24 protein-coding genes are annotated in these 24,230 nt (G+C 71.4%); 12 read left to right on the forward strand and 12 right to left on the reverse strand.

All coding sequences use genetic code 11. The features are described from left to right. Positions 1-303: 303 nt before the first annotated feature. The gene (locus PX701_RS12245; RefSeq protein WP_231431818.1) at positions 304-828 is read right to left on the reverse strand and encodes a MarR family winged helix-turn-helix transcriptional regulator; all 525 of its coding nucleotides are present in this window, start codon (positions 826-828) and stop codon (positions 304-306) included. A gap of 102 nt (positions 829-930) precedes the next feature. On the opposite strand from PX701_RS12245, the gene PX701_RS12250 reads away from it, so the two are divergent. After that, positions 931-1,503 (forward strand): NADPH-dependent F420 reductase, encoded by a 573-nt coding sequence (locus PX701_RS12250; RefSeq protein ID WP_231431817.1) that lies wholly within the window; start codon positions 931-933, stop codon positions 1,501-1,503. A 74-nt stretch (positions 1,504-1,577) separates the two neighbouring features. On the opposite strand, the gene PX701_RS12255 is transcribed toward PX701_RS12250, so the two are convergent. Then, the gene (locus tag PX701_RS12255; protein WP_231431816.1) at positions 1,578-2,414 is read right to left on the reverse strand and encodes an MBL fold metallo-hydrolase; all 837 of its coding nucleotides are present in this window, start codon (positions 2,412-2,414) and stop codon (positions 1,578-1,580) included. A 71-nt stretch (positions 2,415-2,485) separates the two neighbouring features. Here PX701_RS12255 and PX701_RS12260 point away from each other — a divergent pair, with 71 nt between their 5' ends. The 3 genes from PX701_RS12260 (at position 2,486) to PX701_RS12270 (ending at position 6,175) form a co-directional block, all read left to right on the forward strand. After that, positions 2,486-3,187, forward strand: a complete 702-nt coding sequence (locus tag PX701_RS12260) for an NUDIX hydrolase (RefSeq protein ID WP_275506440.1) — start codon at positions 2,486-2,488, stop codon at positions 3,185-3,187. A 2-nt stretch (positions 3,188-3,189) separates the two neighbouring features. Then, positions 3,190-4,653, forward strand: coding sequence for a phytoene desaturase family protein (locus tag PX701_RS12265; RefSeq protein ID WP_275506441.1), 1,464 nt, complete (start codon positions 3,190-3,192; stop codon positions 4,651-4,653). Between the two features lie 67 nt (positions 4,654-4,720). Next, positions 4,721-6,175 carry a lipase maturation factor family protein gene (locus tag PX701_RS12270; RefSeq protein WP_275506442.1) on the forward strand — a complete coding sequence of 485 codons (1,455 nt, stop codon included), beginning with the start codon at positions 4,721-4,723 and terminating at the stop codon, positions 6,173-6,175. Positions 6,176-6,187: 12 nt separating this feature from the next. On the opposite strand, the gene PX701_RS12275 is transcribed toward PX701_RS12270, so the two are convergent. Beyond that, entirely contained in the window at positions 6,188-7,570 is a 1,383-nt protein-coding gene (locus PX701_RS12275; RefSeq protein WP_231432381.1) for an MDR family MFS transporter, read from the reverse strand. A 164-nt stretch (positions 7,571-7,734) separates the two neighbouring features. Between PX701_RS12275 and PX701_RS12280 the strand changes: the two genes are divergently transcribed. Then, complete coding sequence (locus PX701_RS12280; RefSeq protein WP_275506443.1) at positions 7,735-8,871, forward strand: AI-2E family transporter; 1,137 nt, start codon at positions 7,735-7,737, stop codon at positions 8,869-8,871. Between the two features lie 54 nt (positions 8,872-8,925). On the opposite strand, the gene PX701_RS12285 is transcribed toward PX701_RS12280, so the two are convergent. Then, complete coding sequence (locus PX701_RS12285; RefSeq protein WP_231431811.1) at positions 8,926-10,284, reverse strand: GNAT family N-acetyltransferase; 1,359 nt, start codon at positions 10,282-10,284, stop codon at positions 8,926-8,928. Positions 10,285-10,499: 215 nt separating this feature from the next. On the opposite strand from PX701_RS12285, the gene PX701_RS12290 reads away from it, so the two are divergent. Beyond that, entirely contained in the window at positions 10,500-11,786 is a 1,287-nt protein-coding gene (locus PX701_RS12290; RefSeq protein ID WP_275506444.1) for a multidrug effflux MFS transporter, read from the forward strand. A gap of 53 nt (positions 11,787-11,839) precedes the next feature. Further along, entirely contained in the window at positions 11,840-12,583 is a 744-nt protein-coding gene (locus PX701_RS12295) for a phosphatase PAP2 family protein (RefSeq protein WP_275506445.1), read from the forward strand. A 116-nt stretch (positions 12,584-12,699) separates the two neighbouring features. On the opposite strand, the gene PX701_RS12300 is transcribed toward PX701_RS12295, so the two are convergent. The 5 genes from PX701_RS12300 to PX701_RS12320 form a co-directional block, all read right to left on the reverse strand. Beyond that, entirely contained in the window at positions 12,700-13,233 is a 534-nt protein-coding gene (locus tag PX701_RS12300; protein ID WP_275506446.1) for a MogA/MoaB family molybdenum cofactor biosynthesis protein, read from the reverse strand. Beyond that, positions 13,230-13,712: a cyclic pyranopterin monophosphate synthase MoaC gene (moaC, locus tag PX701_RS12305; RefSeq protein WP_275506447.1), complete on the reverse strand. Its 483-nt coding sequence runs from the start codon at positions 13,710-13,712 to the stop codon at positions 13,230-13,232. The genes PX701_RS12300 and moaC overlap by 4 nt, the downstream gene beginning before the upstream one ends. Then, on the reverse strand, positions 13,705-15,063 hold the full coding sequence (locus PX701_RS12310; protein WP_231431806.1) for a molybdopterin molybdotransferase MoeA: 1,359 nt from the start codon (positions 15,061-15,063) through the stop codon (positions 13,705-13,707). The genes moaC and PX701_RS12310 overlap by 8 nt, the downstream gene beginning before the upstream one ends. Before the next feature lie 119 nt (positions 15,064-15,182). After that, positions 15,183-15,860 (reverse strand): DNA alkylation repair protein, encoded by a 678-nt coding sequence (locus PX701_RS12315; RefSeq protein ID WP_231432380.1) that lies wholly within the window; start codon positions 15,858-15,860, stop codon positions 15,183-15,185. Positions 15,861-15,888: 28 nt separating this feature from the next. Then, positions 15,889-16,137 (reverse strand): MoaD/ThiS family protein, encoded by a 249-nt coding sequence (locus tag PX701_RS12320; protein WP_231431805.1) that lies wholly within the window; start codon positions 16,135-16,137, stop codon positions 15,889-15,891. Positions 16,138-16,726: 589 nt separating this feature from the next. On the opposite strand from PX701_RS12320, the gene PX701_RS12325 reads away from it, so the two are divergent. From PX701_RS12325 to PX701_RS12345, 5 genes are all read left to right on the forward strand, one after another. Continuing rightward, a complete protein-coding gene (locus PX701_RS12325) occupies positions 16,727-17,374 on the forward strand; it encodes a hypothetical protein (protein ID WP_275506448.1) in 648 nt (215 codons plus the stop codon). 108 nt (positions 17,375-17,482) lie between these two features. Then, a complete protein-coding gene (locus PX701_RS12330; protein WP_275506449.1) occupies positions 17,483-18,121 on the forward strand; it encodes an RHS repeat-associated core domain-containing protein in 639 nt (212 codons plus the stop codon). A gap of 775 nt (positions 18,122-18,896) precedes the next feature. After that, positions 18,897-19,226, forward strand: a complete 330-nt coding sequence (locus PX701_RS12335; protein WP_275506450.1) for a hypothetical protein — start codon at positions 18,897-18,899, stop codon at positions 19,224-19,226. 151 nt (positions 19,227-19,377) lie between these two features. Next, complete coding sequence (locus tag PX701_RS12340) at positions 19,378-20,664, forward strand: ThiF family adenylyltransferase (protein WP_275506451.1); 1,287 nt, start codon at positions 19,378-19,380, stop codon at positions 20,662-20,664. Between the two features lie 28 nt (positions 20,665-20,692). After that, a complete protein-coding gene (locus tag PX701_RS12345; RefSeq protein ID WP_231431803.1) occupies positions 20,693-21,106 on the forward strand; it encodes a molybdenum cofactor biosynthesis protein MoaE in 414 nt (137 codons plus the stop codon). 10 nt (positions 21,107-21,116) lie between these two features. On the opposite strand, the gene moaA is transcribed toward PX701_RS12345, so the two are convergent. The 3 genes from moaA to PX701_RS12360 all read right to left on the reverse strand — a co-directional run bounded on the left by moaA (position 21,117) and on the right by PX701_RS12360 (position 24,218). Then, on the reverse strand, positions 21,117-22,217 hold the full coding sequence (moaA, locus tag PX701_RS12350) for a GTP 3',8-cyclase MoaA (RefSeq protein ID WP_275506452.1): 1,101 nt from the start codon (positions 22,215-22,217) through the stop codon (positions 21,117-21,119). Positions 22,218-22,278: 61 nt separating this feature from the next. Further along, positions 22,279-23,436 carry a sulfate/molybdate ABC transporter ATP-binding protein gene (locus tag PX701_RS12355; protein ID WP_275506453.1) on the reverse strand — a complete coding sequence of 386 codons (1,158 nt, stop codon included), beginning with the start codon at positions 23,434-23,436 and terminating at the stop codon, positions 22,279-22,281. Beyond that, entirely contained in the window at positions 23,433-24,218 is a 786-nt protein-coding gene (locus PX701_RS12360; protein ID WP_231431801.1) for an ABC transporter permease, read from the reverse strand. Before PX701_RS12360 ends, PX701_RS12355 begins: the two co-directional genes overlap by 4 nt. Between the last annotated feature and the right edge of the window lie 12 nt (positions 24,219-24,230).

Here is a 24,230-nt window from a genome sequence, read left to right on the forward strand (position 1 = left end):
GGACCGGCGTTCAAGGGACGGATCGACGATTCCCACGCGACGGGCCGGCGCTGAAGGGAGGGATCGACGATTCCCACGCGACGGGCTGGCGCTGAAGGGAGGGACCGACGATTCCCACGCGACGGACCGGCGCCCGCACGCGGGATCGGCAATGCCCGTACGCGGGACCGGAGTCCATGCGGGGGACCGGCTGACCCCGCGTGCGGGATCTACGATGAGTCTCCGCGGCACCGGCGCCCAGGCGGGTGAAGCCGGCAGGGCGCACTCCCGACGAGCTCGGGAGGCCTCAGCGAATCGAGGCCACTACCCCGCGAGGGTGCGGACGACCGGGCCCTCGCTGAACTGGCACGACGTTGCGGTGAGCCGCTCGTCGGGGTCGAGCTTCGCGAGCACGGCGCCGGCGATGACGTAGAGCTGCTCGAGCTGCTCGGCCGTGAGCGCGTCGAACACGTTGGCGCGCACGGTGTCGACGTGCCCGGGCGCCGCCTCGGCCATGAGGTCGAGCCCGGCCTCGGTGATGGTCGCGTTCGTGGCGCGACGGTCTTCGGGACACGGGAAGCGGCGGATCAGGCCGCGCTCCTCGAGCCGGCGGGCGACGTGCGACAACCTCGGCAGTGTCGCATTCGTGCGGGAGGCGAGCTCGGTCATGCGCATCGTGCGCGAGGGGGCGTCGGCGAGCGCCATGAGCGCGACGTACTCGAAGTGGGTGAGCCCGGCGTCGCGCAGCAGCTGCGCGTCGAGCGCGCCGGGCAGGAGCTCGGCGACGGCGATGAGGCGCACCCACGCCGCCGATTCCTCGGCGTTGAGCCACTTCGTGTCGTCGGTCATGCGGCCAGTCTACCGCAATAGTTGACGGGACAACTTATTTGCCTTAGAGTGATGGTTGTCGAAACAAGTAATCGCGTCGACGAGGCGCGGGGAGGAAAGACAATGACGACCGTCAGCATCATCGGGAACGGCAACATGGGTCAGGCCATCGGGGGCATCGTCGCCGCAGGCGGCAACAGCGTCGAAGTGCTCGGCCGCGATCTCTCGCAGCCGGTCACGGGCGACATCGTCGTGCTCGCCGTGCCCCACTTCGCGATCGCCGAGATCGCCGAGGCGCGCCGCGCCGAGCTCGCCGGCAAGATCGTCGTCGACATCACCAACCCGCTGGACTTCGAGACGTTCGACTCGCTGGTTCCCGCTTCCGACAGCTCGAAGGCCGCCGAGCTCGCCGAGCTGCTGCCCGAGTCGCGCGTGCTCAAGGCGTTCAACACGAACTTCGCCGCGACCCTCGCCTCGAAGACCGTGGGCGACGAGGAGACCACGGTGCTCGTCGCGGGCGACGACGCGGTGGCCAAGCAGGCCCTCATCGACGTCGTGCGCGCCGGCGGCGTCAAGGCGATCGACGCCGGTGCCCTGAAGCGAGCCCGCGAGCTCGAGTCGATCGGCTTCCTCCAGCTCACGCTCGCCGTGCAGGAGAAGATCGGCTGGACCGGCGGCTTCGCCGTCGCGGCCTGACCTCCGCACCTCGCCGTATCGATCGAATCGCCCGGTTCCCCGCGGAGCCGGGCGATTCGGCGTCGGAGGGGGCGTCAGGCCAGGTCGCGCAGGTACGCCAACTGGGCGCGCATGGATGCCTCGGCCGCACCCCGCACCGAGGCATCCGTGTCGGCGTAGACGAGATCGGTGACCTCGCCGACCGTCGCATCCGCGCCGAGCCGGGCGAGCGCGGCGCGCACCTGGTCGAGTCGCTCGGCGCGGTGGGCGAGATACGCGTCGCAGATCGCGGCGAGGTCGGGCAGCTCGGGGCCGTGGCCCGGCAGGACCGCGACCGGGCCGGGGGTGCCGATCGCGCGCAGGCGCTCGAGCGAACCGAGGTACGGGCCGAGCGCCCCGTCGGGATCGGCGATGATCGTCGTGCCCCGGCCGAGCACGGTGTCGCCCGTGAGCACCGCGCGCGGCGGGTCTGCGTCGGCGGCGGCTCCGGCGCTCGCACCGGCTTCGCCGAGCAGTGCGAAGCACACCGAGTCGCGCGTGTGACCGGGGGTGGCGACGACTTCGAGCGCCAGGCCGGCGGCGACGATGCGCTCGCCGTCGGCGAGGGGGGCGGCGTCGCGGCAGAACGTCGGGTCGATCGCGCGCACCGGAGCCCCGGTCAGCCGGGCGAACGCGTCGATCGCCTCGGTGTGGTCGGCGTGATGATGGGTGATGAGCACGAGTTCGACGGGAGCGGCGGCGAGGCGGGCGAGGTGGCCGGCATCGGCGGGCCCCGGGTCGACGACGACGCTCGTGCGCGCGCCGGGCGCCTGCAGCACATAGCTGTTCGTGCCGTCGAGCGTCATCGGGCCGGGGTTCGGCGCCAGCACGGCGCGCGCGAATCGCGACGGCCCCGCGGGGTCGACGTGCGGCTGGTCGGCGGGCTCCTGCATGTCGGCAGTGTAGCGGCGGCCTCGGCGCACGAGGTCTGGCCCGGCCGCGGCCACCGGCTTAGGCTGAAGGGATGGACACCGTGCCCGAGTCCCGGTCCACCTCCACCTCCGTCTCCGTCGCCGCCCCGCCCGCCACCGGCTCCGCCGCCACCGTCGTGCTGCTGAGGGACGGCGAGCTCGGCGTCGAGGTGCTCCTCGCCGAACGGCCGAGCGATCGCGGCTCGTTCGCGGGCGCCTGGGTGTTCCCCGGCGGTGCCGTCGACGACGGCGACCTGCACGGCACGCCGCGCGACGGCATCGACGCCGCCCGGCGTGCCGCGGTGCGAGAGGTCGCCGAGGAGGTGGGTCTCGTGCTCGCCGCCGACGAGCTCGTGCCGTTCTCGCGGTGGACGCCGCCGAAGGGGGCGCCCAAGCAGCTCACCACCACGTTCTTCGCGGTGCGCGTGCCCGACGGCGAGTTCCGGCTCGCCGCAGACGAGGTCGTCGCGGTCGACTGGCTGCGGCCGGCCGACGCGCTCGAGCGGCACGCGGCGGGCGAGCTCACGCTCTGGCCGCCGACGTGGGTCACGTTGCACGGCCTCGCGGGCGTCGACTCGGTCGACCACGCGCTCACCGCCTTCGCCTCGGGCGACATGCTCGAGTACGTGGCGCGTCGCGACGACGCCCGGCGCATGGTGCTCTGGCAGGAGGACGACGAGGTGTCGGGCGCGAGGGGCCACCGGCACCGGCTGCTGATGGACCGCCTGCCCTGGGTCTACCAGCGCGAGTTCTGACCGTGGCCGACCTCACCGTCGTGGGCTCGGGGCCGAACGGCCTCGTCGCCGCGGTCGTCGCCGCCCGGGCCGGCCTCTCGGTTCGCGTGCTCGAGGCCGCCCCGACGCTCGGCGGCGGGGTGCGCACCGCCGAACTCACCCTGCCCGGGTTCCGGCATGACGTGTGCTCGGCCGTGCACCCCGCCGGGCTCGCCTCGCCCGTCTTCCACAAGCTCGGCCTCATCGACGGCCCGCATGCCCCCGAGTGGGTCGTGCCCGAGGTCTCGTACGCCCATCCGCTGCCCGGCGGGCGGGCCGGCATCGCCTGGCGCGACCTCGACCGCACGGCCGACGGGCTCGGCGTCGACGGTCCGGCGTGGCGCCGCCTCGTCGCACCGCTGCTCGCCCGCCAGCGGGGGGTCGTCGCGTTCACCGGTTCGCAGCTGCTGCAGGTGCCGCGCGACCCGATCGCCGCCGTGCGGTTCGGGCTGCGTGCGCTCGAACAGGGCACGGCCGCGTGGAACTCGCGCTTCAGGGGCGACGTCGCCCCCGCGCTGCTCACCGGGGTCGTCGCGCATGCCGCGGGCGCGATGCCCTCGCTCGCCTCGGCCGGCGCCGGGCTCCTGCTCGCGATGCACGGCCACGGTGTCGGGTGGGGACTGCCCGTCGGCGGGTCCCAGGCGATCGCCGACGCGCTCGTCGCCGAGCTGCGCGAGCGCGGCGCCGAGATCGTGACCGACGCGCCCGTTCGCGCGCTCGACGAGGTCTCGGGCTCGCGGGCGGTGCTGCTCGACACGTCGCCCGAGCTGCTGTTCTCGGCCGACCTGCCGGGCCGCTACGAACGGGCACTCCGCCGCTACCGCTACGGTTCGGGCATCGCGAAGGTCGACTTCGCGCTCGACGGGCCGGTACCGTGGGCGAACCCCGCCGTGGGGCTCGCGCCGACCGTGCACGTCGGCGGCAGCCGGCGCGAGATCGCGCTCGCCGAGAACGCGGTCGCGCGAGGCCTGCAACCCGGGGTGAGCCTGCAGGTGTCGGGGCACGGCGGGGCGCCGAGGCATCCCTACGTGCTCGTCTGCCAGCCGAGCGTGGTCGACGCGACCCGCGCACCCGCCGGCAAGCACGTGCTCTGGGCGTACACGCACGTGCCGGCCGGGTCGACGCTCGACGCGACCGAGCTCGTGACCGCCGCCGTCGAGCGGTTCGCACCGGGGTTCCGCGACGTCGTGCTCGCGTCGGCCGCGAGCTCGGCGGCCGAGGTCGGCGCGTACAACGCGAACTACGTCGGCGGCGACATCTACTCGGGGGAGCTCACGCTCGCACAGCTCGTCAAGCGGCCCGTGGTGTCGACGGCGCCATGGCGCACACCCGTCGAGGGGGTGTACCTGTGCTCGAGCGCGACCCCGCCGGGGCCGGCCGTGCACGGCATGAACGGGTGGTACGCGGCGAAGCTCGCGCTCAAGGAGCGGTTCGGCATCGGCGCCTGAAGGGCTCTGAAGTTTCGAGGCGGTTCCGCTCCTATTCGCCCGACGGGCCCGGGCGTAGCGTGGACATGTGGACTGGACCGCCTGGTTCGACGCGCACGACTACGAGGTCGCCCGCCAGGTGCTGCAGCGCGGCGTCGCGGCGCTCGCCGTGGTCGCGTTCGTCTCGACGCTGAACCAGTTCCGGCCGCTGCTCGGCGAGCGCGGCCTGCTGCCGGTGCCCGAACTCCTGCGCCGGGCGAGCGCGCCCGGTGCGCGACTGCGGGGGCCGAGCCTCTTCCGCTGGGGGTACTCCGATCGTCGGCTCGTGGTCGTCGCCGCGACCGGCATCGTGCTCGCGGCATCCCTCGTCGCCGGCCTGCCGCAACTGGGGCCGCCCTGGCTGCCGCTCGTGCTGTTCCTCGCGCTGTGGGTGCTGTACCTGTCGGTCGTGAACGTCGGCCAGACCTTCTACGGCTTCGGGTGGGAGATGCTGCTGTGCGAGGCGCTCTTCACGGTCGCGTTCCTCGGCTCCGACGAGGTGCCGCCGCCGGTCGTGACGATCGTCGCGGTGTGGTGGCTCGTCTTCCGGCTCGAGTTCGGGGCGGGCATGATCAAGATCCGCGGCGGGCGCGAGTGGCGCGACCTCACCGCGCTCATGTACCACCACGAGACGCAGCCGATGCCCGGCCCGCTCAGCAGGCAGGCGCACCTGCTGCCGCCGTGGTTCCATCGGGGCGAGGTGCTCGGCAACCACTTCGCGCAGCTCGTGGTGCCGTTCCTGCTGTTCGTGCCGGGGCCGGTGGGCTCGGCGGCCGCGGTGGTCGTCATCCTCACGCAGCTGTGGCTCATCGTCACCGGCAACTTCGCCTGGCTCAACTGGATCACGGTCGTGCTCGCGGCCTCGGCGATCACCGATCCGGTGTGGCACTGGCTGATCCCCGCGATTCCGGCCGACCTCGGTTCGGATGCCTCGGGCTCGCCGCTCTGGTTCACGATCGTGGTGCTCGCGGTGGGCGCGCTGATCGTCGTGCTCAGCTGGTGGCCGCTGCGCAACCTGTTCGCGCACCGCCAGCTCATGAACGCGAGCTTCAACCGGTGGATGCTCGTGAACGCCTACGGCGCGTTCGGCACCGTCACGACGCGGCGCATCGAGATCGTCGTCGAGGGCACCGACGACGAGGTTCCCGACGAGGATGCCTCCTGGCGGGAGTACGGCTTCAAGGGCAAGCCGGGCGACCTGCGAGCGCTGCCGCGCCAGTGGGCGCCCTACCATCTGCGGCTCGACTGGCTCATGTGGTTCCTGCCGCTCGGCCGCATGTGGGAGCCGTGGTTCGCGGTGTTCCTCGAGCGGCTGCTCGCGGCCGATCCTGCGACGCTCGCGCTGCTCGCGCACGACCCGTTCGACGGGGCGCCGCCGCGCTGGATCAGGGTGCGGGCCTACCACTACCGCTTCGCGACTCGCGCCGAGCACCGCGCGACCGGCGATCGCTGGGTGCGCACCCTCGAGGGCGAGGTCATGCCGCCCGCGGGCCGCTGGGACTGAGACCGGCTGGGCTCAGCTCGCGGCGGCGGCCTCCACGGGGCGGTGCTCGATCTCGTCGACGCGGGCGCGCGGCATCGCGACGGCGGCGATGATCGTGAGCACCGCCGCGACGGCGACGGCGAAGAACACCGCGGCCGACGCGGCCTGGATCGCGACGGGGGAGTGGTCGCCGAGTCCCGACCGGGCGATCGCGCCGTTCGCGATCGCGCCGAAGATCGCGACGCCGACGGCACTGCCGACCGACCGCAGGAACATGTTGGCGCCGGTCACGACGCCGCGCTCCTCCCACGGCACCGACGACTGGGCGGCGATGAGCGTCGGCGAGGCGATGAGCCCCAGGCCGAGGCCGACGATGAAGCACGCGATCGCCGTGGTCACGACGTTCGGCACGAACGACACCGCGAACAGCGCGATGCTGCCGAGCACCGCGATCGTGATGCCGATGAGCGCCGTGTTCTTGAACCCGATGCGCAGGTACAGCCGGCCCGAGTTCGACGCCGAGATCGGCCAGCCGAGGGTGAGCGCGGCGACCGCGAGTCCCGAGACGATCGGCGTCGCGTCGGCCGTGATCTCGAGGAACGTCGGCACGTACGACGTGAGCCCGATGAGCACGGCGCCGACGCCGAGCGAGATGAGCGAGGTCGTCACGATGAGGCGGCGCGAGAAGACCCAGAGCGGCAGCACGGGTTCGGCTGCGCGCAGTTCGATGAACACGAACGCGACGAGCAGCACGGCGCCGACGCCGAAGGCGACGAGACTCTGCCACGAGAGCCACGCCCAGGCCTGTCCGCCCTCGAGCACGCCGAGGATCACGAGCGTGAGCCCGACGGTCAGCACGATCGAGCCGGTCAGGTCGATGCGATGCTTCTTGCGCTCGAACGACTCGTGGTAGGCCCGCCAGAGCATGAGCGCCGCGATGAGGGAGAGCGGGATGTTGATGAAGAAGATCCAGCGCCACGACAGGAACTCGGCGAACACCCCGCCGAGGGTCGGGCCGAGCACCGATGACGCCGCCCACACGCTCGCGATGTAGCCCTGCACCTTGGCGCGCTCGCGCACCGTGTAGATGTCGCCCGTGATGGTGATCGAGACCGGCAGCACGGCGCCGGCGCCGAGGCCCTGCACCGCGCGGAACACGATGAGCGACGTCATGTCCCACGCGAACCCGCAGAGCACCGATCCGACGAGGAACAGCGCGATGCCGACGAGCATGATCGGCTTGCGGCCGACGGTGTCGGCGAGCTTCGCGTACACGGGCACCGACACCGCCTGCGCGAGCAGGTAGATGGAGAACAGCCACGGGAACTGCGCGAACCCGCCGATGTCGCGCACGATCGACGGCACCGCCGTCGCGAGGATGGTCGAGTCGATCGCGATGAGCCCCGTCGCGAGCATGACCGCGATGAGCACCGGCCCGCGCTCGGATCGGAAACCCACACCTGCTGCGTCGCCCACGCCACTCCTCACCCGGGCGCGCGGCGGCGCCCCGTTGATCACAATCGCCGCGGCATCCGTTTCATTCCCGGGGGATGCCTCGGCGCGGCGGTAGCGTCGGCACCATGCGAATCCGTACGAAGCGTGCGCCGGCGGCGCCACCGCCCGCGGCCGAGGTGACGAGCGACGGCGATGCGCGCTCGCCCGAGGTGAAGATCCGTGCGTTCCGCATCGGGTTCGTCGGCGCGATCGGCGTGCTGCTCGCCCTCGTGCTCGGCGGCATCGTCGGGCAGCTGGGCACGGTCATCCTCTACGTCGCGCTCGCGCTCTTCCTCGCGCTCGGCCTCGACCCGGTCGTGAGCTGGATGCAGCGACGGGGGCTGCCCCGCTGGGCTGCGATCCTCATCGTGTTCGCCGTCGTGATCGGCCTGTTCGTCGGGCTGATCGCGACGATCGTGCCGATCGTGCCGATCGTGGTCGAGCAGACCACCGACGTCATCGAGAACTGGCCCGCGATCGTCGAGAACGCCCAGCACAGCGACCTCGTCATCTGGCTCAACGGCATCACCGGGTCCGAGGACGCGATCAAGGGAGCGATCGAGTCGGCCGGCGAGTGGCTCGCCGATCCGGCGAACCTCGGCTCGCTCGGCGGCGGAATCCTCGCCGTCGGCGCCGGCATCGCGGGCGGGTTCACCGGGGCGACCATCGTGCTGATCCTCACCCTGTACTTCCTCGCCTCGCTCGACTCGATGAAGCGCTACGCGGCGCGGTTCGTTCCTGCGTCGTCGCGTGCCGGCTACCGGGACGTGTCGGAGGAGATCACCGGGTCGGTCGGCCGATACGTCATCGGGCAGGTCAGCCTCGCCGCCGTCAACGGCGTGCTGAGCCTCTTCTTCCTGTCGATCATCGGGGCTCCCGCGCCGATCCTGCTCGCGTTCATCGCCTTCCTCTTCTCGCTGGTCCCCCTCGTCGGAACCCTCACGGGTGCGGTCATCATCTCGCTCGTCTGCCTCGCCGCCGGGCCGTACACCGCGCTCGCCGCGGCGATCTACTACCTGATCTACATGCAGGTGGAGGCGTACGTGCTGAGCCCCCGAATCATGAACCGCGCGGTCGCGGTTCCCGGAGCCCTCGTGGTGATCGCGGCGGTCGCGGGCGGCACGCTCGGCGGCGTGCTCGGTGCGCTCGTCGCCATTCCGGTCGCGGCGTCGCTCATCATCATCATGGAGAAGGTCGTCTTCCCGCGGCAGGACTCGATCTAGCCGGCGGCCCCGAGCCGGCCCGGGAGCGGCCGACGAACGAGGGCGCTGACACCCTCAGAACCAGATGCTGAGATGCGGGGTGCGCGGCGACGCGAACACGCGGTCGGCCAGCGCCAGCGAGCCGGGCGTCGTCTCGACGATGCGTCCGGCGCGGGCGAGCAGCGACGGCGCCACGTCGCCGAGGTAGATCGCACCGAGCTCGGCGACGCCGAGGCGCAGTCCCAACCCCTGTGCGGGCCTCGACCGGCGCGCGGCGCGAGCCGAGGCATCCCCGCCGTTCGACTCGGCCCGTCGCACCTCGGCGTGGCCCTTGGCCGAGAACTCGATCTCGAACCGGCCGGCCGCGTACCCCTGCGGGTCGTCGATGTCGAGCACGAGCGACCCCGGGCCCGAGTAGCGCCGCGCCTCGAGCGCGGCGACCGGGTCGAGGATGCGCAGCCAGAGGTGGTCGGTGACGTCGCTCACGGTGATCGCGCGCCGATCGGCGATGAGCCAGGGCAGCGCCTCGTCGACCGAGCGCAACCGGCCGCGCACCCGGGAGACGAGGTCGTGCTCGGTGAGGAATCGCCAGAGCGCGCGCTCGGCCTCGTCGGTCGCCGCTGCGAGGAAGTCGAACTCGAGCACGCCCGCAGGGTCGTCGTGCTGCGGACGGATCCGGTACACGACGAACCCCTGCGGCTGGTCGTGGCGGTCGTCGTAGCGGGCGACCCGAACGGCGCGCGATCGCTCGCTGTCGGGGTCATGCGTGCCGAGCACCCGGTCGAGCAGGCCCGGCCAGCGGTCAATCTCGCCGGGCGTGCGGGCGACGGCGCGTCGGGCGATCGCGCCGGCGGCGGTGCGCATGACGTCGGGCGCGACGAACTGCACGCGACCGGGCTCGGCCGGAGTGATCCATTCGACGCGACGACGCTCGACCTCGACGGTCGAGATGCGCGCAGCGGGGGCGTACCCGTAGCGGGCGTAGAGCGTGGCCTCCGACGCCGTGAGCATCGCGAGCGAGGCGCCGGCCGCCTGCGCGTTGCGCAGCTCGGCCTCCATCATCGCGCGGGCGATGCCGCGACGGCGGTGCGTCGGGGCGACGGTGACCGACGCGACGGCCCAGCTGTCGACGCTGCGGCCGCCAGGCACGCTGAGCCCGGTCGGCCAGCTCGCGGTCGTGGCGACGGGAACCTCGGGCGCGTCGAGCGTCGGGTCGTAGACGGCGGTGACGCGGCGGTCGGCGATCACCGACAGTTCGCGGGCGAACTCGGCGGCACCGGCTCGCCCCTCGTTGAATCCGCGTCGGTCTGCCTCGACCCACGCCTCGAGGCCCTCGCGTTCATCGGGACGGACGACGCGGTACTCGAGGCCGCGCGCCGCGAGCGCGGCCTCGGCCTTCGGATCGAGCGGGATGTCTCGGAGATCGAACGGCACCGATCCAGCCTACCGACGTGGGGCACCGCGCGGTCGGGCCGATCGATGCACGATCTCCGCGGCGGGGGAGGTCTCGGGCTTGATGGCGAGGCACCCGCGTCGGGTAGAATCGTGTCTTCTCGAATCCTTTCGAATCGATTCGAGTTCGGCGTCCGACGGCGTGCGCCGACGCATCCAGCCTTTCTCCCTCCCGCCTCGAGCACGCCAGGAACCGCATGTCCGCCACGAGCCCCATCCCCATCATCCGCCCCGACGACACGCGGTCGACGCCGGTCGTCTCGACGCACCCCGGCGACGCGCTGTCCAGCCGTCAGCGGCTGGTCTACGTGCTCGTGCTCGGCGCGCTCACGGCGCTCGGGCCGTTCACGGTCGACCTCTACCTGCCCGCGTTCCCGGTGCTGCAAGACGAGTTCGGCGTCTCGGCCGCCGCGGTGCAGATCACGCTGACCGGCACGATGATCGGGTTCGGCTTCGGCCAGCTCATCGTCGGCCCGTGGAGCGACAAGGTCGGGCGGCGGCTTCCGCTCATGCTCTCGACCGCACTGCACATCGCCGCATCGGTCGGCGCGGCGCTCGCGCCCGACATCGCGTGGCTCGCGGCGTTCCGCCTGTTGCAGGGCTTCGGGGCGGCGGCGGGCGGCGTCGTCGCGATGGCGATGGTGCGCGACCTGTTCGGCGGCAAGCCGCTCGTGAAGATGCTGTCGCGGCTGGCCCTCGTGAACGGCCTCGCGCCGGTGCTCGCGCCCGTGATCGGCTCGCAGCTGCTGCAGGTCATGGACTGGCGCGGCATCTTCTGGGTGCTCGCCGGCTACGGCGTCGTCGTCGTGCTGTGCGTCGCGTTCCTCATCGTCGAGACGCTGCCCCCGTCGCGCCGGCACGTGTCGGGGCACTCGACGATGCGCGACCGGTACGCGGCGCTCTTCCGCGACCGCGTCTACCTCGGTGCGGCCCTCGTCGGCGGCATGGTGTTCACGGGCCTGTTCGGCTACCTGTCGACCTCGTCGTTCCTGTTCCAGGAGGTCTACGAGTTCACGGCCCAGCAGTACGGGCTGCTCTTCGGCGTCAACTCGGTCGGCATTATCATCGGTGTGCAGACGAGCTCGCGGCTCATGCGCGGGCGGGTCGCGCCGCAGTGGATCCTCGCGGTCACGACCGTGGTGCTCTTCGGCTCGGCGATCGCGATCGGCGTGCTCGACGTGACAGGTGCGGGGCTCTGGGGCACGATCGTGCCGCTCTTCCTGTTCATCACGGCGTGCGGATTCTCCTTCCCTGCGGTGCAGATCCTCGCGCTCGCGTCGCACGGCAGCGAGGCGGGCACGGCGGCGTCGCTGCTCGGCGCCCTGAACTTCGGGCTCGCGGGGCTCATCTCGCCCCTCATCGGCCTCATGGGCGTCGGCAGCGCCCTGCCGATGGCGGTCGTGATGACGGGCGCCGCGGCGGTCGCGATCATCGGCCTCTGGGCGCTCGTGCGCCCGAAGACGGTGCCGCCGCTCACCGACTGACCGGGGTCGCGCCGTTGCGCCGCCCCGCCACCACCTCGGGTTAGCGTTGGGGGATGCAGGCGGCGAAGACCATCGAGGCGAAGCAACGGGATGCCTCGGTGCGGACGATCCGGCGGCGTGCGCCGCTCATCGGAGGCATCGTCGCGATCGCGACCGCGGCGCTCCTCGGAGTCGTCATCATGGGGCGCAACGGCGGCCTGCCGTTCGGCGTCGACGAGGAGTGGGTCGAGGAGATGCTCTCGCTCCGCGGCCCGGTGGGCGACATCTTCGCGTACTTCATGAACGCGCTCGGCGGCGGCATCGTCGGCGTGTTCATCGTGCCCGTCGGCACGGCGATCGTGCTGCTCCTGCTGCGCCGCCCATGGGGGGCGTTCTACTTCATCGTCGCCTCGGCCGCGAGTGCCGGCGTCGTGCAGGTGCTGAAGAGCGTGTTCAGCAGGGCGCGTCCCGAAGACATGATCGTGGTCTCCGACCACGGTTCATTCCCGTCGGGGCATGTCGCGAACGCGGCGACGATCGTGGTGGCGATCGGGGTCATCGTGCCACGCGTCTGGGTCTGGGTGCTCGGTGTCGCGTACACCGTGCTCATGGCGATCAGCCGCACCTACCTCGGTGCGCACTGGCTGAGCGACACGGTGGGCGGCGCGCTCGTCGGCGCCGGGGTCGCACTCGTGCTGTGGGCGGTGTTCGCCGTGCCGCTCGAGCGAGAGCGCCTCGAGTGGATCTCCCGCGTCTCCGAACGCAACGCCGCGCGCGCCCAGGCGCACGTCACCCCGCCGCGCGCGCCGCGCGCCTGACGCGCCCACTCCGGTGTCGAGCAGCGGGCGACGAAGGATCACGCGTCTCGAGACCCGGTCACCAGGTCTCGATACGCTCCTTCGTCGCTACTCGACCGCCGGACAGGCGAACGTCGCTATTCGACCGGAGTCGAGTGGTCGCCGCCCGCGAGCTGGTCGAGCACGTGGTCGAGCACCTCGCCGAGCAGCGCGAGCCCGTCGCGCACCCCGCCGCGCGAGCCGGGCAGGTTCACGACGAACGTCGTCCCGGCGACGCCGGCCACCCCGCGCGTGAGCAGTGCGGTCGGGGTCGTCGCGGTGCCGCGGCGACGCAGCTCCTCCATGAAGCCCGGCAGTTCGCGATCGAGCACGGCGGCCGTCGCCTCGGGGGTGAGGTCGGCGGGCGCGAGCCCCGTGCCGCCGGTCGTCACGATGACCGACGGCGACGCGTCGAGCGCCCGGCCGAGCGCAACGGCGAACTCGGCGCCGTCGGCGACCACCACGGGGCCCAGCACGTCGAACCCGCGATCGGCGAACCACGACGCGATCACCGGCCCGGTCGTGTCTTCGTAGACGCCCGCCGCGGCACGCGTCGACGCGACGAGCACGGTCGCGGCACGAGGCATCCCCTCGTCGGCCGACGAATCGGCGGTCGCACCGTGCGCGGTCATTCCCGGCTCCAGTCGCCGCTCTTCCCGCCCTCCTTCGCGAGCACCATGATGTCGGTGATCACCGCGCGGTTGTCGACGGCCTTGATCATGTCGTAGAGCGTGAGCGCGGCGACGCTCGCGGCGGTCAGCGCCTCCATCTCGACGCCCGTCACGCCCTTCGTCGTCGCCGTCGCGACCACGCGCACCTGCGAGCCGTCGGCCGTGATGTCGACGTCGAGCTTCGTCAACGGCAGCGGGTGGCAGAGCGGAATGAGCGACGAGGTCTGCTTGGCCGCCATGATGCCGGCGATGCGCGCGGTGCCGATCGCCTCGCCCTTCGGCAGGGTGCCGTCGGCGATCATCGCGACGACCTCGGGGCGGGTGGTGAGCACGGCCTGCGCGCTCGCGGTGCGCTTCGTGATCGCTTTGTCGGTCACGTCGACCATGTGCGCGGATCCGTCGTCGCGCAGGTGCGTGAGGCGGGGCGGGGTGTCAGTCATCGATCCTCCAGACGTCGACGAGGGAGCCGGCGGGAAGCGCATCGACCCCGATCGGCAGGTGCACGAGCACGGTGGCGTTCGCATAGGCGTGCAACAGGTGCGAGCTCGGGGCGCCGACCTCGACGGCACCGTCGCCGTCGATGATGCCGCGACGCACCTGATGGCGGCGCGCGGGCGAGACCACGTCGTGCGCGAGGCGCAGTCGGGCGCGGTTGCGGTCGGGCGTGAGCCCCTCGAGATGGCGCAGCACCGGTCGCAGGAACAGTTCGAACGACACGAGCGCCGACACCGGATTGCCGGGGAACGACACGACCGGCACGCTCACCGCGCCGGTGCTGCCGGATGCCTCGGCCGAGGCATCCTCGTCGGTGTGGTCGTCTCGGGGCGCGGCGGCGCGGCCGGCAGCGTCGCCCGGCCCGAGCGTCGCGGTGCCGAGTCCCTGCGGCCCGCCGGGCTGGATCGCGACCTTCGTGAACTCGACTCCGAGCGGCTCGAGCGCGTCGCGCACGACCTCGAACGCACCGGCGCTCACGCCGCCGGTCGTCACGACGAGGTCGACCGGCTCGCCGTCGGCGGGGTGGATGCCTCGGGCGATCGCCGCTCGCACCGCCTCGGGCTCGTCGGGAGCGACGGCGTCGACGACGTTCGCGCCGCACTCGCGGAGGGCGGCGGCGAGCATCGCCGTGTTCGCATCGTGGATCTGCCCGGGCCGCAGCGCCGACCCCGGCGGGCGCAGCTCGTGCCCGGTCGAGAGCAGCAGCACGCGCACTCGGCGGCGCACCGCGACGTGCGTGAGGCCGGCCGCCGAGATCACGCCGAGCTGCGCCGGACCGAGGCGTGACCCCGCCGGCAGCAGCAGCTCGCCCGCGGCGACATCGCTGCCCGCCGGTCGCACGAACAGGCCGTGCGCCACGGGAGCGGTGAACGCGACGACCGAGCCGGCGGGGGAGTCGTGCCGTCCGCCGCCGAGCCCGATGAACGCCGGCGGGTCGGCGACCTCGATCTGCACGACGGCGTCGGCGCCGCGCGGAATCGGTGCTCCGGTCATGACCGGCGACGCGGTGCCGGGCGCGAGGTCGAAGATCGCGTCGCCGGCCGCGCTCGTCGGCCCGATCGGAAGGCGCACCGGAGCACCGGGGCTCGCTGCGGCGAGGTCGACCGCGCGCACGGCGTAGCCGTCCATCTGCGAATTGTCGAAGCCGGGCAGGTCGGCGGGGGAGACGAGGTCGTCGGCGAGCACGCGGCCGAGCGCGTCGTCGACCGCGACGACCTCGGCGCCGGCGCCGAGTCGCGCGCCCAGCGGATCGAGCAGTTCGTGCACGGCGCGCTGGTGTTCGGCGTAGGTGCGCATGCGGCCTCCTGCTGGTACGTCGTCGCCCAGTGGGCAGTGTAGTCGCGGCCCGCGCTCCCTGAGCCTGCCGAAGGGAGCCGGCCCGCTCCCTGAGCGCGTCGAAGGGAGCCCGGTCGCCCCTACGCCGTCGCGCCCTGGCGGCGCACCATCTCGCCGATCCAGGCGGGTGCGAACGGCGACGTGCAGTTCGGCGGCGTCGGGTAGTCCTTCAGCACCTCGAGCCGCTCGCCGATCGCGATCGCCCGATCGCGCCGGTCGGCGTGGTGGATGCCGATCATCGCGAGGCAGGTGTTCATCTCCCACTGCAGCGGCTCGGCCGCATCGCGCATCTCGAGCTCGATCTGGTCGAGCAGCGCGTCGAGGTCGACGAGTTCGGGCTGCTTCGCGACGACGTCGGCGGTGAGCGCCCAGCCTGCGGCGGCGACATACGGGTCGACGTCGGACAGCCAGGCGAGCCGCAGGGCCTCGCGGTGGGGGCTCTTCTTGACGATGTAGTTGACGAGCCAGTCGCGCACCTTGGGGGCGCGGGCCTCGCGCAGCATCGCGTCGAGCTCGGCCGCGTCGAACGACTTCGGCTTCGCGACGAGGATCGCGACGAGCCGCGCCGCGGTGTCGTCGGTCGCCCAGAGCTCGAGCGCGAGCTCGTGCTGCGTCTTGAGCTCCTTCGCCACGCCGCGCAGCTTCGTGAGGTTGACGCCGTGGTCGTCGCCATGGCGCTCGTTCACGGCGCGCATCTTCGGGTCTTCGAGCTCGGCGAGGCGAGCCAGCACGTCGGCCGCGGTCGCGTCGGCGGTCATCGTGGTCGTCGCAGTCACGTCGCCCCTCTCACCCTCCGGCGAACGGCGGCAGGATGTCGACCGTCGCCCCGACCGGGTGCGCGGGGTCGCGGCGCACGGTGCCGTCGACGAGGAACGAGCCGCTTCGCAGTACCCGCTCCATCGCGACGCCGTAGCGGGCGACGAGCTCGTCGCGGAGGGCGCCGAGGTTCGCGCCGTCGGCGATCTCGAGGCGCTCCTCTTCGACGCCGGCCGCCTCGGCGGCCGCCGCGAAGTACCGCACGGTCACGGGAGGCATGCGTCGATGGTACCCCGGCGGGTGGATGTCGCTCGTCGGTCGAGTAGCGCCGACGAAGTCGACGCGTATCGAAACCACTCCGGCGTCGAGGGGCTGCGCCCCAAGTTTACCGGTGCCGGCAAGGCTCACTTTCTCATTGTGGTAATCCATCGGACCCAATTGACGTGACTGGCGACGACATCGCCAACTGGTGGACCGACGTTCGTCAATGGGCCTCGAGCGACGCCGGACAGGACCTGAGTCTTGCGCTGGGGACGATCGGACTCGCGACGCCCCTCTTGGCATGGTTCGGGGGAATGGTCGGAGGTGAGTACGGCGCACTCGCGGGGGCTCTGATCGGCACCGGCGCTGGTCTCGCGAGTACTGGGATCGATTGCATTGCGGAGGTGAGTTCGCCCTCTTGCGTAATTGGAGCGGTAGGCTCGGTCGCCGGAGGGTTTGGAAGTTCACTCGCCAAATCTCCAAAGCACCTATCGGTGGCTGCGGAGGCGTCAGGTAAAGCGCTGACGATCCTGGGGCTCAACGCCGACGTTCTTGGTGGAATCGCGTCTTGGGGTGACTGGTGGCAGCGGAAGAACTTCGGAGCTGGATGACGACGCGCGAACCTGATCACAAACGACCAGGTCGGTTGACCTCGACCCGAATCTGGCTGTTCTCGCTTTTCATCGCGGTTCCTTTTGCGATCGTACAGATTCTGCGCATAATCGCAGCGTTTGACGAGTCACCGACGCGAGGCTGGCAGGCGGTCGCGGCTGCGGCGTGGGGAGTCGTTGCAGTCGGTGGGATTCTCATCGTCTTGCTGGTCGTCTTCGGCCTGCCACGGGTGCTTCGCTACCGGCAGCTGAAGCGCAGCCTTGACACCGAATTGCTCGTATGTCGACGTGCGCTTAGTTTGCCGGAGGCGCTCAATGTTCAGTTCGATCGGGACATCCTTTCCAAAGCCTCCGACGAGTTCTTCATCGCGTCGATCCTGCCCGACCGGCTTGACTTCTATCGGATTTTTGGTGACGCTGTGCCGATTGTCAGCCTTCCCGCCGAGAGCGTTATTGATGTCGTTGCGAGCTCGTCGGACTTCTTCCACGGAACGCGTCCCGCCATTGCGGTGGTCGTGGGTCCCTCGGTGAAGCCGATAGCGTTCCAGCCGTATGAAACGCGTGCGCTCGCTTCCTTCCCGATGAGGGACGAACGTCTCCAGAGCACCGCAGACGCGCTGCGCAAATGGGCTCATCGCATGTGAGTACAACGCGGGGCGCCGATAATGGCCGGGATCCCGAAATCGGGTAGCACGCGCCGATGCGCGCCTTCTCAGGGCGTCGCAGGATGCTGTCATGATCAGAGCGCAGCATTGACCGCGACCCGGTACTACCAGTTCGCGGGGCAGACAGTCGCGGTCCGTACCGGGCGGGGCCTCGCCGGGGTCACGTCGCTCGTGAACGATGCGCATTGCACCCCGGTCGCGGCGGTTCCGAACAAGGAGCAGCCCGACCTGAACCCGGTCGACCGGTTCCACACCGACCCGTTCGGTGCCGTCCGCGGCAACTCGGGTGCGGCCACCGTGCCAGGCGACACCCAGTTCCTGGGCAAGATCCGGGATGCCTCGACCGGGTACACCCTCCTCGGAGCCAGGTACTACGACGAAACCCTCGGCCGCTTCCTCACGGTGGACCCGATCCTCGACCTTTCCGACCCGCAGCAATGGAACGGCTACGCCTACGCGAATAACAACCCCGTCACGTTGTCCGACCCGTCAGGTCTGCGACCTGACGAGATGACCGGTAAGCAATGGGTCGACCATCAACACGACCAGGCCGCCGCGGTCAGCGATCCGGGCTCGGACTGGAGTATCGACGATCTCATCGATACGACGGTCGTGGTGGGCACGACGATTGGTATTGCGCGGGGGCTCGGCGCCTATGAGACAACGGCGGACATCGTCAACGGCTTGGCTTCGTTTAGCAATGCGATGCAACAGCACCCCGCTTGAAGCACTGGGTCTCCTCCTCGGTCTGACGTTGACGGGCGGAGGTATCAACTTTGCCGCTGGCGGCGGCGCGGTGTGCGTGACTGGTATCGGAAGCGTTGTCGGGTGTCCCGTAGCGGCTGGCGCTGCTGCACTCGCCGTCGCTGGCGCCGCGATCGCAATCGTAAGTGGGACGAGCCTGATTGGGCATGCCCAAAGCGACAGCCGCGTCGAAGTCATGAACCGTGATGCCGCGGGCGGGTCACGAGAGACTGACAAGTCCGGATTGCTTGGGGAGGGAGGGACCAAGACGCCAAGCACAACATTGACGAAACCTGGCCTCGGCTATCGGATTGATGTCGAAAACCCGGCGCCCGGCGTGCGAGCCGGCCAGCTGCACTTTCAACAGGGACGTGAAAAGTACTTGTACGACTTTGAGACGGCGTCCTGGATTGGTATGCCGCGTTCCCTCCAACAGCGGATCTCAGGCGACCAGAATGTCACACGGGCTGTTGAGCAAGGGGCAAAGATCCTGGGGGTCAACTGATGAACTTGGAGAACGCGCGTGAACTTGCGATGGCTCCGGATATTTGGGAGATCAGGTTGCGTGATGGCACCTTGCTGAAGGTCCTTTCGCATGCCTATCGAATCGAACACGACGAGGCAGTCTTTTTGCTTTTGTTCGAAGGTTCTCCGCCCTTCTACGTCGACTCCTTGCGAATACCACTGTCCCTCCTACCGGTCGACTTCTCGTAGTGGCCGTCCGCCGGTGTTCTTCGACCGGTCACGCCTCGCAGGCGTGGCGACGTTCACGTACGACGGGACCGGGTACCAGCCGGTCGATTCGTGGGCGTTGAAGCAGAGTTTCGTCCCGCAGGGGACGGGCATCGGGGTCGATGACGCGTTCGGTGTGATGCTGCGGCTCGAGTCCGTGCAGCACACCGGCAAGGGCGGCACCGACTCGACCTCGGATGACGTGACGCTGCCGGCGAACCGGTTCGGGTACACCGCCCTGAGGAACCGGGTCGAACGCCCACAGGATCCGGAACACCCCGAGGACCCGTATCCGGGCATGGAACGGCACCGGGTCAACACGGTGCGGACCGAGTCCGGTTCAATCTTCGGGTGAGGCCGAGGCTGCCATGTTCGGACAACACCGTCGCACCGTACACCCGCCGCACCGCGCGGCATCCCGGTCGTTTTGGGCGCGTGTGCACGTCGGTGGAAACAAACCTCCGCACACCGGAAACGCTCATCTGGTCACGAACTAGACTGACGACATGCCTCCGTCGACGTCCGCCGCAGTCGAGCCGAACGGCGGCCCGGTCGAGAGTACGCTGCCCGGCGCGTGCGGTCGCCCTGCAAGCCGACCGGCACCGCTCGTCGAGCCCGGCCCCCCGCTCGCGCCCGAGCGCATCGCCCGGTACAGCCGGCAGATCATGCTTCCCGGCTTCGGCGAGCTCGCCCAGTGCCGGCTGGCCGCGGCGCGCGTGCTCGTGATCGGCGCCGGCGGCCTGGGCGCGACGGTCGTGCCGCTGCTCGCGGCGACGGGCGTCGGCACGATCGGCATCGCCGACGACGACGACGTCGAGCTCTCGAACCTGCACCGCCAGCTCGGGCACGGCCTCGCCGACGTCGGCCGGCCGAAGGTCGACTCGCTCGCCGACACGGTCGCGGCGACCGACCCCGAGATCCGCGTCGTGCGCCATCGCGAGCGGTTGACGGCGGCGAATCTCCGCGACATCCTCGCCGACTACGACCTCGTCGTCGACGGCAGCGACAACTTCCCGACCCGCTACCTCTCGAACGACGCCGCCGTGCTCGCGGGCGTGCCGCTCGTGTGGGGGTCGATCCTGCGGTTCCACGGGCAGGTGAGCGTCGCCTGGCACCGCGAGGGGCCGACGTACCGCGACCTGTTCCCGGTGCCGCCGCCGCCCGACGAGGTGCTGTCGTGCGAGCTCGGCGGCGTGCTGCCGTCGCTGTGCGTGACGGTCGGTGCGCTCATGGCGGGCGAGGTCGTGAAGCTCGTGACGGGTGTCGGCACCCCGCTGCTCGGCCGGGTCACCACCATCGATGCGCTCACCGGTCGCGGCCGCGAACTCACGTACGAGGCGATCGCCGACGCGCCCGAGATCACCTCGCTCATCGACTACGAGCTGTTCTGCGGACTCGAGCCGGCGGTCGGCGCCGGGTCCGAGGCATCCCCTCGACAGGCTCAGGACGGCGCCGCTCGATCGATGCAGGATGTCGCGGACCCGCGCATCTCGGCCGCCGAGCTGCTGCGCCGCCTGCGCGAGGGCGCTCCCATGCGGCTCGTCGACGTGCGCGAGCCGGCCGAGGCCGAGCTGCGCCGCATCGAGGGATCCGAGCTCGTGCCGCTCGGCGACCTGCTGATGGGTTCCGACCCGGCAGAGGGCGACGGCGCGATCGTCGTCTACTGTGAACGGGACGTCCGCTCGCGCCGCGCGGTGCGGGCGCTCGCCGAACGGGGCCACGTCGACGTGACGTACCTCGCCGGCGGCATCGACGGCTTCGCCGCCGTCGCCTCGGAGTTCGTGCGCCGATGACGGTGCCGACCAGTCGGAAGCGAGACGCATGAGCACGACCCTGGCCGCGATCACGGCGGAGCCCATCGACGAGCAGGCGGTGCGCGCTGCCGTCGAAGCCGACGAGAGCGGCGCGATCGTACTGTTCTGCGGCGTCGTGCGCGACCACGACGGCGGCCGCGGCGTGCGATCGCTCGACTACCGTGCGCACCCCGAGGCCGAGCGGTTCCTCGCCGAGTGCGTCGAGCGGGTCGCCGACGAGACGGGGCTCGCGATCGCCGCGGTGCACCGGGTGGGCGAGCTGAAGATCGGCGATGTCGCGCTCTACGCGGCGACCGCGGCGGCGCACCGGGCCGAGGCGTTCGACGCGTGCGAGCGGCTCGTCGAGGAGATCAAGCGCACCGTGCCGATCTGGAAGCGGCAGCACTTCGCCGACGGCGTCTCGGAGTGGGTCGGGCTGTAGGAGCCTCGTCTCAACCCCCGATGTAGCTCATTTCGACCTTCTGCCGCGACGCCCGCAGCTCGGGCGTGAGCGTCGAGCGGATCTCGCTATAGCGGTCGTCGCGCGCGCCCCAGATGCCGGCCATCGCGCGTGAGAGTCCCTCGTCGTCGATGCCGCCGCGCAGCAGCGCCCGCAGGTCGTGCCCCTCGTCGGCGAACAGGCACGTGAAGAGCTTGCCCTCGGTCGAGATGCGCGCCCGGTTGCACGTGCCGCAGAACGCGTTCGTGACGCTCGAGATGAGGCCGATCTCGCCGCCGCCGTCGGCGTAGCGCCAGCGCGTCGCCGTCTCGCCGGGTGCGGTCGCGCCGAGCGGCTCGAGCGGCATCTCGGCGCCGATGCGCTCGACGATCTCGGCCGACGGCACGACCTCGTCGAGCGACCAGCCGTTCGAGGTGCCGACGTCCATGTACTCGATGAAGCGCAGGGTGTACGGAGTTCCCTTGAAGTGCTTGGCCATCGGCACGATCTCGTCGTCGTTGAGGCCGCGCTTGACGACCATGTTGAGCTTGATCGGGCCGAGCCCGGCCTCGTGCGCGGCGTCGATGCCGTCGAGCACGCGCGACACCGGGAACCGCACGTCGTTCATCGCCTGGAAGCGCGCGTCGTCGAGCGAGTCGAGCGACACGGTGACGCGCGTGAGCCCGGCGGCCCTGAGCGACGCGGCCTTCACGGCGAGGGCCGACCCGTTCGTCGTGAGGGCGATCTCGAGCGGCCGCCCGTCGGGGGTGCGCAGCTCCGCGAGCATCGCGACGAGCTCGTCGACGCCGCGCCGCAGCAGCGGTTCACCGCCCGTGAGACGAAGCTTCTCGACGCCGTTCGCCGCGGCGACCCGTGCGATGCGCGTGATCTCCTCGAAGCTCAGCAGCTCGTCGCGGTCGAGGAAGGCGTAGTCGCGTCCGAACACGGCCTTCGGCATGCAGTACACGCAGCGGAAGTTGCAGCGATCGGTGATCGAGATGCGCAGGTCGCGCATCGGCCGGGTGAGGCGGTCGACGACCAGTCCGGTCGCCGGAAGTCGGCGCGCGCGGGTGCGCGTCGTCGCGTCGTCGCGCGTCGGAACGGTCGTCGTCATGGTCACCCCCTCGTGGTGGCCACTACGGTAACACCGCCGCGGGCCGCCTCCGCAAACGGCGTCACCGTTCGGCGCGCAGCGAGACGTCGGCCTCGGCGACCGCGAAGGCGAGGCGCGACCCGGAGCCGAGGTCGAGCGCCACGGCCTGCGACGACGGCACGTCCGCCGCGAGCGAGGGGTGTTCGGCGACGTGGATGCGCACGCCCCCGGGGGCGGGTTCGACGAGCGCGACGGTGCCCAGCCATCGGTTCGGCTCGGTCAGGTTGACGGATGCCTCGGGAGCGACGTGCACGGCAGCCGGACTGAACACCGCCGAAGCCGGCGAGCCGGGGCGCAACGCACCGACGCCGCGCAGTTCGAGCCCGTCGGCCACGATTCGGTCGGCCGTGGCGGCCACGCCCGTCACGAGGTTGACCCCGGCGAGCGCCGCGATGAACGGCGTGCGCGGGTGGCCGAGCACCTCACCCGTCGGTCCCTCGTGGACGATCGCGCCGTCGTGCAGGATGGCGGCGCGCCGGGCGAGCACGATCGCGTCGAGCGGGTCGTGCGTCACGAGCACCGCGGGCGCCTCGAGTCGGGCGAGCTCATCGGCGACCAGCCGCCGCATCGACGCGGCGGCCTCGACATCGAGCGCGGCGAACGGCTCGTCGAGCAGCAGCACGTCGGGCTCGGCGGCGAGGGTGCGCGCGAGGGCGACGCGCTGCTGCTGCCCGCCCGAGAGATCGGACGGGCGGCGGTCGCCGAGTCCGTCGAGGCCGACGCGCGCGAGCCAGTCGTCGGCCGCGGCGCGAGCGGTGCGGGCGGGAACCCCCCGGGCGCGCGGCCCGAACGCGATGTTCTCGCGGGCGCTCAGGTGCGGGAAGACCAGGGCGTGCTGGCCGAGCAGGCCGACGCAGCGGTCGGCGGGCGGCAGCGCGATGCGCCGCCGGCCGTCTGCGCCGTCGTCGGCGGGGAGGTCGGTGAGCGCGCGTGCCCCGAGGCGGACATGGCCGTGCGACGGCACGACATGGCCGGCGATCGTGCCGAGCAGCGTCGACTTGCCCGAGCCGTTCGGACCGAGCACGGCGAGCACGTCGCCGGGTTCGACGACGAGTCGGGCGCCGAGTACGAACGAGCCGGCCTCGACGCGGACGTCGACGTCGAGGGCGCCTGCGGGTGTCGCCGCGATCGAATCGCCCGATCGCGGAGCGCCCGTGCGCGGGGGAGTCGGCGCGTTCATCGTGGTGCGTCCGCCCGCCAGCCGCGCATCAGCAGCAGCACCCCGATGGCGACGAGGATCAGCATGAGCGAGAGCGCGATGGCCGTGTCCTCCGCGACGCCCGCGCCGTTGAACGCCGTGTAGATCGCGAGCGGCATCGTGCGCGTCGTGCCGGCCGCGTTGCCCGCGAAGAGCGCGGTCGCGCCGAACTCGCCGAGCGCCCGTGCGAAGCACAGCACGACGCCGGCGACGAGCCCTGGAGCGACGAGGGGCAGCGTGATGCGGCGGAACACCGTGAACGGGCTCGCGCCGAGTCCCGCCGCGACGAGCTCGTAGCGGGTGCCCGCCGTGCGCAGCGACCCCTCGACCGAGATCACGAGGAACGGCAGGGCGACGAAGGTCTGGGCGATGACGACGGCCGTCGTCGTGAACGGGATGCGGAGGCCCAGCACGGCGAGCGCGTCGCCGAAGAGCCCCTGGCGACCGAGCAGCGAGAGCAGCGCGATGCCGCCGACGAGGGGCGGCAGCACGAGCGGCAGCGTGGTGAGCGTGCGCAGCACCGCGGCGACCGCGGGCCCCGAGCGGGCGATGACGAGTGCCAACGGCACGCCGAGCACGACGCACGCGATCGTCGCGATCGACGCCGTCGCGAGCGAGAGGCCGAGGGCCTGGAGGGCCTCGGGCGACGTGATCGCCGCGGGCACGCCGGGCCAGTCGAGCCGCGCGAACAGCGCCGCGAACGGCAGCACGAGCACGCCCGCGCCGACGGCGGCGGGCGCGTAGAGCCACAGCGGGAAGCCCACCGTGACACGGTG

This window comes from Agromyces chromiiresistens (assembly GCF_029167465.1).
GTDB lineage: Bacteria > Actinomycetota > Actinomycetes > Actinomycetales > Microbacteriaceae > Agromyces > Agromyces chromiiresistens.